The organism is Micromonospora sp. NPDC000207 (assembly GCF_040300925.1).
In the GTDB taxonomy this organism is placed as follows: domain Bacteria; phylum Actinomycetota; class Actinomycetes; order Mycobacteriales; family Micromonosporaceae; genus Micromonospora.
Genome location: NZ_JBEPEQ010000159.1, coordinates 1 through 9,918, shown reverse-complemented (window position 1 = coordinate 9,918; position 9,918 = coordinate 1). Strand labels below are relative to the sequence as shown.

7 protein-coding genes are annotated in these 9,918 nt (G+C 75.4%); 5 read left to right on the top strand and 2 right to left on the bottom strand.

The features are described from left to right. From ABT336_RS25470 to ABT336_RS25460, 3 genes are all read left to right on the top strand, one after another. The coding region (locus ABT336_RS25470) for a S1 family peptidase (protein WP_350899818.1) at positions 1–954 on the top strand (954 nt) is incomplete at its 5' end. A gap of 399 nt (positions 955–1,353) precedes the next feature. Beyond that, positions 1,354–3,174: an aspartate--tRNA ligase gene (gene aspS / locus ABT336_RS25465; RefSeq protein ID WP_350899816.1), complete on the top strand. Its 1,821-nt coding sequence runs from the start codon at positions 1,354–1,356 to the stop codon at positions 3,172–3,174. A gap of 104 nt (positions 3,175–3,278) precedes the next feature. Next, positions 3,279–4,091, top strand: coding sequence for an SDR family oxidoreductase (locus ABT336_RS25460; protein ID WP_350899814.1), 813 nt, complete (start codon positions 3,279–3,281; stop codon positions 4,089–4,091). A gap of 190 nt (positions 4,092–4,281) precedes the next feature. On the opposite strand, the gene ABT336_RS25455 is transcribed toward ABT336_RS25460, so the two are convergent. Continuing rightward, entirely contained in the window at positions 4,282–5,028 is a 747-nt protein-coding gene (locus ABT336_RS25455; protein WP_350899812.1) for a GNAT family N-acetyltransferase, read from the bottom strand. 149 nt (positions 5,029–5,177) lie between these two features. On the opposite strand from ABT336_RS25455, the gene ABT336_RS25450 reads away from it, so the two are divergent. Together ABT336_RS25450 and ABT336_RS25445 are read left to right on the top strand one after the other, a co-directional pair. Next, on the top strand, positions 5,178–5,375 hold the full coding sequence (locus ABT336_RS25450; protein ID WP_350899810.1) for a hypothetical protein: 198 nt from the start codon (positions 5,178–5,180) through the stop codon (positions 5,373–5,375). A gap of 76 nt (positions 5,376–5,451) precedes the next feature. Beyond that, positions 5,452–6,984 carry a replication-associated recombination protein A gene (locus ABT336_RS25445; protein WP_350899808.1) on the top strand — a complete coding sequence of 511 codons (1,533 nt, stop codon included), beginning with the start codon at positions 5,452–5,454 and terminating at the stop codon, positions 6,982–6,984. A 2,728-nt stretch (positions 6,985–9,712) separates the two neighbouring features. On the opposite strand, the gene ABT336_RS25440 is transcribed toward ABT336_RS25445, so the two are convergent. Continuing rightward, positions 9,713–9,918 (bottom strand): hypothetical protein (locus ABT336_RS25440; RefSeq protein WP_502891267.1); only part of this gene is annotated, 206 nt, incomplete at its 5' end.

Genomic DNA, 9,918 nt, shown 5'->3' with positions numbered 1-9,918 from the left:
GCCGCGACGACCGCCTCCCCCGACGCCGCCGCCGGTCTCGCCGAGCGCCTGGGCGACCGGGCCGCCGGAACCTACGCCGACGCCACCGGCAAGATGGTCGTCCCGGTGACCGACGCCGCCGCCGCCCGTCAGGTCGCCGCCAACGGCGCGATCCCGAAGCTGGTCGAGCGCGGCGCCGCCGAGCTGGCCCGGGCCGCCAGCGAGCTGGACCGCTCCATCCACATCCCCGGGACCGCCTGGTGGACCGACCCGACCACCAACCAGGTCGTCGTCTCCGTGGACAGCACCGTGACCGGAGCGAAACTGGAGCGGGTCCGGGCCGCCGCCGCCAAAAGCAACGGCGCGGTACGGATCGAGGCCGAGGCCGGGGTGCTGAGCACCAAGATCTCCGGTGGCCAGGCCATCTACGCCGGTGGCGGAGGACGGTGCTCGCTGGGCTTCAACGTCCGCAGCGGCAGCACCTACTACTTCCTGACCGCCGGACACTGCACGAACATCTCCGCGAGCTGGTTCTCCAACTCCGGGCAGACCGCCACCCTCGGCACCCGTACCGGCAGCAGCTTCCCGGGCAACGACTACGGCATCGTCCGGCACAGCAACGCCGCCAACGCCGCCGGGGACGTCTCCCTCTACAACGGCTCGGTCCGGGACATCACCAGCGCCGGCAACGCCTTCGTCGGACAGTCGGTGCAGCGCTCCGGCAGCACCACCGGGCTGCGCAGCGGCTCGGTGACCGCCCTCAACGCCACCGTCAACTACGCCGAGGGCCGGGTCACGGGCATGATCCGTACCAACGTCTGCGCCCAGCCGGGTGACAGCGGCGGATCGCTGTTCAGCGGCAGCGTCGCGCTGGGCCTGACCTCGGGCGGCAGCGGCAACTGCAGCATCGGCGGAACCACCTTCTTCCAGCCGGTCGGCGAGGCGCTGAGCGCCTACGGGGTCAGCATCTTCTGATCGACCCGCTGGTCGAGGGCACCACACGAACCAGGGCGGGCCGCCGGGACACCCCGGCGGCCCGCCTTCGTGCCCGCCCGACGTACCCGGCTCGGGACCTGTGTCCGGGTCGGGACCTGTGCCTGGCTCGGGACCTGTGCCTGGCTCGGGACCTGTGCCCGGGTCGGGACCTGCGCCGGGGTCGGGGGCCGCGCCGAGCTCGGAACTCAGCTCCGAGGTGCCCGGCTCGGGACACGGTTCGGGGCGGGTGGCCGGAAACGGAAATGGGATGTCCCGAGTCGGGCGAAGGGTTTGACTGGTGCCCGTCCGGTCCCGCGCGGATGTGCCCGGCTGAGGTGAGAAAAAGGGTGTCCTGACAGAATGCGGGGGCAGCCGTTACACGTGAGGAGACACAAGCCAGTGATCCGTACCCATGACGCCGGCAGCCTGCGCGCGAGCGACGCCGGCACGACGGTGACCCTCGCCGGGTGGGTGGCCCGCCGGCGCGACCACGGCGGTGTCGTCTTCGTCGATCTGCGCGACGCCACCGGCGTGGTCCAGGTGGTGCTCCGGGAGGAGGACGCGCACACGCTGCGCAACGAGTTCTGCGTACGGGTGACCGGCGAGGTCACCGTCCGCCCGGAGGGCAACGAGAACCCCGAGCTGCCGACCGGCCGGATCGAGGTGACCGCCGCCGGACTGGAGGTGCTCTCCGAGGCGGCTCCGCTGCCGCTGCCGGTGGACGACCAGGTCGAGGCCGGTGACGACATTCGCCTGCGCTACCGCTACCTGGACCTGCGCCGCAGCGGCCCGGCCCGGGCGATGCGACTGCGGTCCCGGGCCAACCAGCTCGCCCGGACGGTCCTGCACGAGCGGGACTTCCTGGAGATCGAGACCCCGACGCTGACCCGGTCCACCCCGGAGGGCGCCCGCGACTTCCTGGTGCCGGTCCGGCTCCAGCCCGGCAGCTGGTACGCCCTGCCGCAGTCCCCGCAGCTGTTCAAGCAGCTGCTGATGGTCGGCGGGATGGAGCGGTACTACCAGATCGCCCGCTGCTACCGGGACGAGGACTTCCGCGCCGACAGGCAACCGGAGTTCACCCAGCTCGACGTCGAGATGTCATTCGTCACCGAGGACGACGTGATCGACCTCGGTGAGGCGATCGTGTCCACCCTGTGGAAGGAACTGGCCGACTTCGAGATCCCAGGCCCGATCCCCCGGCTCACCTGGCACGACGCGATGGCCCGCTACGGCTCGGACAAGCCGGACCTGCGCTACGGCGTGGAGCTGACCGACCTGACCGAGTACCTGCGCGGCACCGAGTTCCGGGTCTTCGCCGCAGCGATCGCCGCCGGTGGGTACGTCGGCGCGGTGGTGATGCCCGGCGGCGCCGCCCAGACCCGCAAGGAACTCGACGGCTGGCAGGACTGGGCCAAGGCGCGCGGGGCGAAGGGGCTGGCGTACGTCGTGCTCGACGCCCAGACCGGTGCGCCGCGCGGCCCCGTGGCGAAGAACCTCTCCGAGGCGCACCTGGCCGGGCTGGCCGACGCGGTCGGCGCGAAGCCGGGCGACGCGATCTTCTTCGCCGCCAACGCGAACACCCGGGAGGCGCAGGAGCTGCTCGGCGCGGCCCGGATCGAGGTCGCCAAGCGGGCCGACCTGGTCGACGAGAGCGCCTGGGCGTTCTGCTGGGTCGTCGACGCCCCGATGTTCGAGCGGACCTACGACGACAAGGGCCAGGAGACGGGGTGGACGGCGGTGCACCACCCGTTCACGTCGCCGAACGCCGAGTGGGTCGACCGCTTCGAGCAGGCCCCGGACCAGGCCCTGGCGTACGCGTACGACATCGTCTGCAACGGCAACGAGATCGGCGGCGGCTCGATCCGTATCCACCGGGGTGACGTGCAGCGTCGCGTCTTCGACGTCCTCGGGATCACCCCCGAGGAGGCGCAGGACAAGTTCGGGTTCCTGCTGGAGGCGTTCAAGTACGGCCCGCCGCCGCACGGCGGGATCGCCTTCGGCTGGGACCGGGTCTGCATGCTCCTCGCCGGGGCGGACTCGATCCGTGAGGTGATCGCCTTCCCGAAGACCCGGGGTGGCTTCGACCCGCTGACCGGCGCGCCGACCCCGGTCACCGCCCAGCAGCGGCTGGAGGCCGGAATCGACGCCAAGCCCAAGCCGCCGGCCGCCGCCCACACCGGCACCGCCGGCCCGGCCGCCCCGGTAGCCGACCCGACCTGACCCACCCGCCCCTCAGATCGCGGTGATCAAGGGGTTTGCGTCACCGGTCGCCCGCTGGTCCGACGCAAACCCCTTGATCACCTGGAAGGTGACGGTGGTGTGGGATGCGGCTGCTCGTTGTGGGTGCCAGTGGGCATCTTGGAGGGCAGGTGTGCCGGCGGGGCCGGGGTGCCGGGGCGCAGGTGGTGGTGACGTACCACAGGGGTGACCCGCCGCCCGGGGTGCCGAGCCACCGGTTGGACGTCACCGACCGCGAGGCCGTCCGTCGACTGGTCACGCAGGTGCGTCCGGACGCCGTGGTGAGCACCCCCTACCGGTACGGAGACTGGACCGTCACCGCCGACGGCGCGGCACACGTGGCGCTCGCCTGCGCCGAGGTCGGTGCCCGGCTGGTGCATTTGTCCAGTGACGCGCTGCACGCCGGGCGTCCCGAGCCGTACGCCGACCACGAGCCACCCACCCCGATCTTCCCGTACGGCGCGGCCAAGGCGGCGGCCGAGACGGCGGTCCGTGCGGTGGACCCGGGGGCGGTGCTGGTGCGTACCTCGTTGATCCTCGGCGACGCCGACAGCCCGCAGATCCGCCTCTGCCTCGACGCCCTGGCCGGTCGGGCCGCCCTGTACACCGACGAGATCCGCTGCCCGGTCGACGTGGGTGACCTCGCCGACGCCGTCCTGGAACTGGCCGGCACCGATCACGCCGGGCCGTTGAACGTGGCCGGCCCGCAACCTGTCAGTCGGGCCGAACTGGGCCGGTTGGTGGCAGGTCGGTTCGGCCTCGACCCGGCCGGGTTGAGGACCACCACCAGCGCCGGGTCTGCCCCACCACGGCCGGTCGAGGTGCGCCTGGACGTCTCCCGCGCGGTCACCGAGCTGCGGACCCGGCTGCGGGGGGCCGGCGAGGTGCTGGGCGGCTGACCTGCCCACAGGGGAGCGGGCCGGACCGCCACCGGGGCGGGCCGCGTAGCCTCGCCCGGGCCGTTCAGCCTCGCCAGGCCGTTCAGCCTCGCCAGGCCGTTCAGCCTCGCCAGGCCGTTCAGCCTCGCCGGGGCGCGTAGCCTCGCCGGGCCGTTCAGCCTCGCCGGGCCGTCCAGCCTCGTCGGGGCGTTCAGTCCTCGGCGAGCCGGACCGAGCTGCGGGCCACGACGTGCCGGAAACCCAGCCGCTCGTAGAGCCGGATCGCCCCGACGTTGTCCGTGTACACCCCGAGGGCGACCTGGTCGTACCGGTCGAACAACCGGCGGGCCATCCCCGCCGTCAGCGCCGCGCCCAGGCCCCGTCCCCGGTCGCCCGGGGCGACGACCAACCCGGCGACGAACCCGATGTCACCCTGGCTCCGGTCCGCCCCGGCGGCGACGAGGCGGTCGCCGTCGCGGATGCCGTACCAGTCGACGATCCGGGGGTCACCCGGCCGGGAGGTGGTGGTGGGGAAGGCGACGTCGATCAGCTCGGTCAGGGAAGGGCCGTCGGCCTCGCCGAGCCGGACCACCCGGTCCTGGTCGGTCTGGTCCGGCGGGGGCGCGTCGGCCCACCGGAACTCCCACTGGTCGACCCGGGTCGCGGCGAGCCGACCGGCGAGGGACCCGGGGTCGAGACCGGGCAGGTGCAGCCACTGTCCGGGGTGCACCACACCGGCGGCGACCAGGTCGACGAAGATCTCCACGGCCGCGTCGGGCGAGCCGACGGCGTTGCCCGCCGGTCCCGGCCCGGGACCGGGCAGCCAGGCCACCGCGCCGCCGTGCCGGTATCCGCGTACCTCGCTGCCCCGCCGCAGACCGTGTCGGGCGTACGGATGGTGACCGGCGGCTTCCAGGAGAGCGGCCCGGCCGGTGAGAACCTGGTCGGTGGTGAGCACGACCGTCAGCCTAGAAGGTCCCCCGGGGGCGGCCGGCGGGCGACCGGAACGCCGTCGGGAACGACGTCCGGGTCCAGGATGGAGATTGACGCGGGGACCGTTCGGGTACATCGAGTGCGACCTACTGGTAACCCCCACCGGAGGACCTCATGCTCGCCATCGTCGCGGCCGTCGTGTTCGGCTTCGCGCTCCTGCTCGACCTGACCGGCACCACGCTCGGCGCCCCGGACCTGTTCGACTGGAACACCCTGGTGTTGATCGGACTGCTCCTGCTCGCACTGCACCTGGCCGGCGTCGGCAGCCGGGTCGGTGGCTGGTCCCGGGGCCGTGGTCGGGGCCGCGGCTGACCGACAGTGATCAACACCGGGTCGGGTCCGCGCCGCGCTTCCGAGCGTACGGACCCGGCCCGGTACTGTTCATCCGATGGAGTCCGACGCCCTCTTCACCCTCGGTGAGCCCACCGGAGCGCCCGGAGCGCCCGGCGGGACCTCCGGTGCGTCGGCGACCGGTGTCGACGGGTTCACCGCGGTGACCGCCGACGCTCCGTTGCCGGTACGGATGCGCCCGACCGGGATCGACGAACTGGTCGGTCAGGACCACCTTCTCGCCCCCGGCGCGCCGTTGCGGCAACTGGTCGGGGGTGTCACGCCGATGTCGGTGATCCTCTGGGGACCGCCGGGCAGCGGGAAGACCACCATCGCCCACCTGGTGGCGCGGGCCACCGACCGGCGTTTCGTCGCGATGTCCGCCCTCTCGGCAGGGGTGAAGGACGTCCGGGCGGTGATCGACACGGCGCGGCGGCAGCGCCGCAGCGGGGGCCCGCCGACCGTCCTCTTCATCGACGAGGTGCACCGGTTCAGCAAGACCCAACAGGACTCCCTGCTCGCCGCCGTCGAGGACCGGACGGTCACCCTGCTCGCGGCGACCACCGAGAACCCGTACTTCTCTGTCATCTCGCCGCTGCTGTCGCGGTGCGTGCTGCTGACCCTCCAACCGCTCGACGACGCGGCCGTACGCGGCCTGTTGCGTCGGGCGGTCACCGACGACCGTGGCCTGGCCGGCACCCTGACCCTGCAGACCGAGGCCGAGGAACACCTGGTACGCCTCGCCGCAGGCGACGTCCGCAAGGCGTTGACCGCCCTCGAGGCGGCTGCCGCCTCGGCCACCGCGCTCGGTGCCGACGTCATCGACCTGACCACCGCCGAGCAGGCAGTCGACGTGGCGGCGGTCCGCTACGACCGCGACGGTGACGCCCACTACGACGTGACCAGCGCCTTCATCAAGAGCATGCGGGGCTCGGACGTGGACGCTGCACTGCACTGGCTGGCCCGGATGCTGGTCGCCGGGGAGGACGCCCGGTTCATCGCCCGCCGACTCGTCATCTTCGCCAGCGAGGACGTCGGGATGGCCGACCCGGGTGCGTTGGGGGTGGCCACCGCCGCCGCGCACGCAGTGGAGTACGTCGGCCTGCCGGAGGCTCAGCTGAACCTCGCCCAGGCGGTGATCCACCTGGCCACTGCACCGAAGTCGAACTCGGCCACCACCGCCATCGGGGCCGCGATCGCCGACGTACGGGCCGGTCGGGGTGGGCCGGTGCCGCGCGGTCTGCGCGACGCCCACTACTCCGGGGCCCGAGGGTTGGGCCACGGCACCGGCTACCGGTACCCACACGACGACCACCGGGGCGTCGTCACCCAGCAGTACGTACCTGACGATCTTGTCGGTACCGACTACTACCGTCCGAGCGGACACGGTGCCGAACGTTCCGTCGGCACCCGGTTGCCGTTGCTGCGGCGCATCGTCCGGGGGCTGCCCGGTTCGGTCTCCCGACCGGACGGCGGTGCCGGGACGGAGCGGGCCGGCAGCGCCGCCGAGCAGAACGACAGTCGGTCGGGGACATCGGTCCCCGACGCGGCTCAGGAGGGCGGCGACGCCGTCGGGGAGGGTCAGGAGTGAGATCGCGGGGTTCCGAGCGACCGGAGGACGGCCCGGAGGAGCGGCGTGATCCGCGCGCCAAGGGGCGTCGTTGGGGCCGAGGCAGGGCAGAGGCCGAGCCGGAGCCGGAGTCGGGCGAGGAGTTCGGCTGGATCGACGACCTGCGGTCGGCGAAACAGGAGAGCGGTGATCTCGGACCGGGGGGCGATCGCAACTTCGGGCCACCCCCACCGGCTGTCCCGCCACCGCCCGGGCGGCCCATCCCGGCCGGTCCGCCGGGGCCGCCTCCCATTGCCGGTCCCGGTGCCGGGGCTCCCCTGCCGCCGCCCGGTGCACCGGGGCCGGACGGCCACCCCGGGGGCGATCCGTCGGCTCGTCGTCCGGGTGCCGGACCGTCGGGTCCTCCGCGTCGCGGCGTCGTACCGCCGGTGTCGCGTCCGGGCCCGGCTGCGGCCCCCGGCGGCCCCGCCGACGTCCCACCCGGGCCACGCCCCGGGGTGGTCCCGGTCGCGGGCACTCGCCCGGCGGGTCCGCCCGCCGCCCCGGCTCCCCACGACGGCGTACCTCCGGAACCGGCGCCGGGCCGCCCGCCGTATCCGCAGGGCGGGCCGCCGCACGACGGCCCCGCGAACCACCCCGGCCAACTGCCCCCAAGGGTCCCGCCGCCGACGGCCCAGTCGGCACCGGTGCCTCCCGGAGCCCGCCACCAGCCGGGTCACCCGAATCAGCCGAACGAGACGGGTCACCCGAACCAGCCGGGCCGCCCGGATCAGCCGGGCCGCCCGGATCAGCCGGGCCGCCCGGATCAGCCGGGCCGCCCGGGACGCCCGGACCCGTCAGGGCGGCACCCGGAGCCGATGTCCGGACCGCGCCCGAGGCCGGAACAGGCGGCGGGCCCGTCCCTCGGCCGGGTCGCCCCGCCGCCCGGCGACGGGCCGGTCGGCGGGCCCCCGGCGGCGCGCGCCGCAGTCCCTCCCGCCTCCCGTCCGGAGCCCCCGCAGGACCAGGCCGGGCCGCACCAGGCCGGGCCGCCGCACCAGGCTGGATCGGGCCGACCGGCGGGACCGCCTCCCGGGCCGCCGCCCCGCCGGGGTGGGCCGGAACCGGGCCGGTCCGACGCGGGTGGCCCCCGGCGTCGACCGGACGGCCCGTGGCCCGGCGCACCGGTGCCCCCTCGGGAGCCGCACCCCGCCGGCCCGCACCCAGCCCCAGGGCCGCCGCACTCCACCGCCCGCCCACACGAGGCTGCCGGGCCGGACCCGGCCGTCCGAACGCCGGAACCGGGCCCCGGCGGGGCGCGCCCGGAGCGGGTGACGCCGCCGGAACCGCCTCGGCCGCCTGCGGCCCGACCGGTCCCCTCGACGGGGGAGCCCAGCGATCGACCTCAGCCCGGTGCGGAGGAGCCGCCGGCACGTCGACCTGTCGGCCGACGCCGGGCCGCTGAGCCGCCCGAGCCGGAGACCCCCGGTGCGGAGCCCGCCACCACGGCTTCGCCGTCTCCTGCCCCGGGTCATGCGTCGACCCCGCCCCGACCTGGCGGTCCGCCGCCGCAGTCGTACCCGACCGACGGCCCGCCGGTGCCGCGTACCGGCAACCGGCCCGAGACGCCGCGCTCGGTGCCCGGACCGGGTGCGCCACGCCCGGCTGACGGCCCCCCTGTGCCGCGTACCGGCGATCCGGGCGAGACGCCGCGCCTGGGCGCTGTCCCGGACGTGCCACGCCCGGCCGACGGCCCGCCGGTGCCGCGTTCGGGGAACGCCCCCGAGGTCCCGCTCTCGGGAAACGCTCCGGAGGCCCCCCCTCCGGGTCACGCGCCGCAGGTCCCGCCCTCGGGCAACGCGCCGCAGGTGCCGTCGCCGGGGACGACCTCGGCGGGCCGGGCGAGCGCCGGTGGTCCCGGCCCGACGCCGGACGTCGACGACTCCGGTCCGCTTCCCGGCCGGAGGCCCACCGGCGGATCGGCGGACCCTGCGCAGCCCGGTGCCGTTGCGGCCGGTGTGCCGCCACGTCGCGGCGGCGGCCGTCGCCGCGCCCCCGAAACCGACGAGGACTCCGGTACGGGACACCGGGGCGCAGCATCCGGCGAGTACCCGCCGGACCGGGTCCCCTCGCTGCGCCCGGCGGGGGAGGAGTCCACGGGTTCCCACTCCGCCCCGACGTCGGACCCCGGTCGGGCCCGACCGGGTACGCAGCGGCCCTGGCCGGGCGGGACGGACCGGGCGGCGGGTTCCGCTCGACCGGGCACCGACCCGAACCCGGACGGGCGTCCGGTGCACCGCCCCACCTCGGGGCGGGCCGCGCCACCCGCCGCCCCCGGCACCGAGCCCAGCGGTGGGTACCCGTCGCTGCGGTCGCCCAGTGGTGGTCATCCCACTGTGTCGCCGCCGACGGGCGGCCAGTCGTCGTTGCGGTCGCCCAGTGGTGGTCATCCCACTGTGTCGCCGCCGAACGAGGGCCGTCCGCCGGCCCGTCGGCCGGACGGGGCGCGTCCGCCGATGCGCCCTCCCACCGGGGAGCAGCCGGTGGTCCCCACGCCCGACGCCGGGCGCGGGACCGGGCCGACCTCGACAGGTGTCGCCACCCCGACCCCGCCCGGTGGTCCTCAGGCGGGCCGTGCGCCCGCCCCTGAGCAGCCGCCTGCCTCCGGCGACGGGGGTACGGGCAGCCGGAGACCGGGACGCCCCCCGGGCCAGCCGGAGCACCACGGCCGCGACCAGCCGGATGGCGGTCCTCCGCCCCGCCGGCCCGGTCACCCCGACGGGGACCGTCCGATCGCTGCGGCGGCCGTGCCGCCGCCGTCGGCTGCCCGGGCGGCGGCGTCGGTGCGCCCCGTCGACCCGCAGGGCCGAGCCACCCCGCCGCCGCCCCGGGACCCGGGGCGGCCCGAGGCCGGACCCGCGCCGAAGCCCGGCCGTCCGGATGGTCCGCCGCCGCCCCGTCCGGCGACGGGTACGG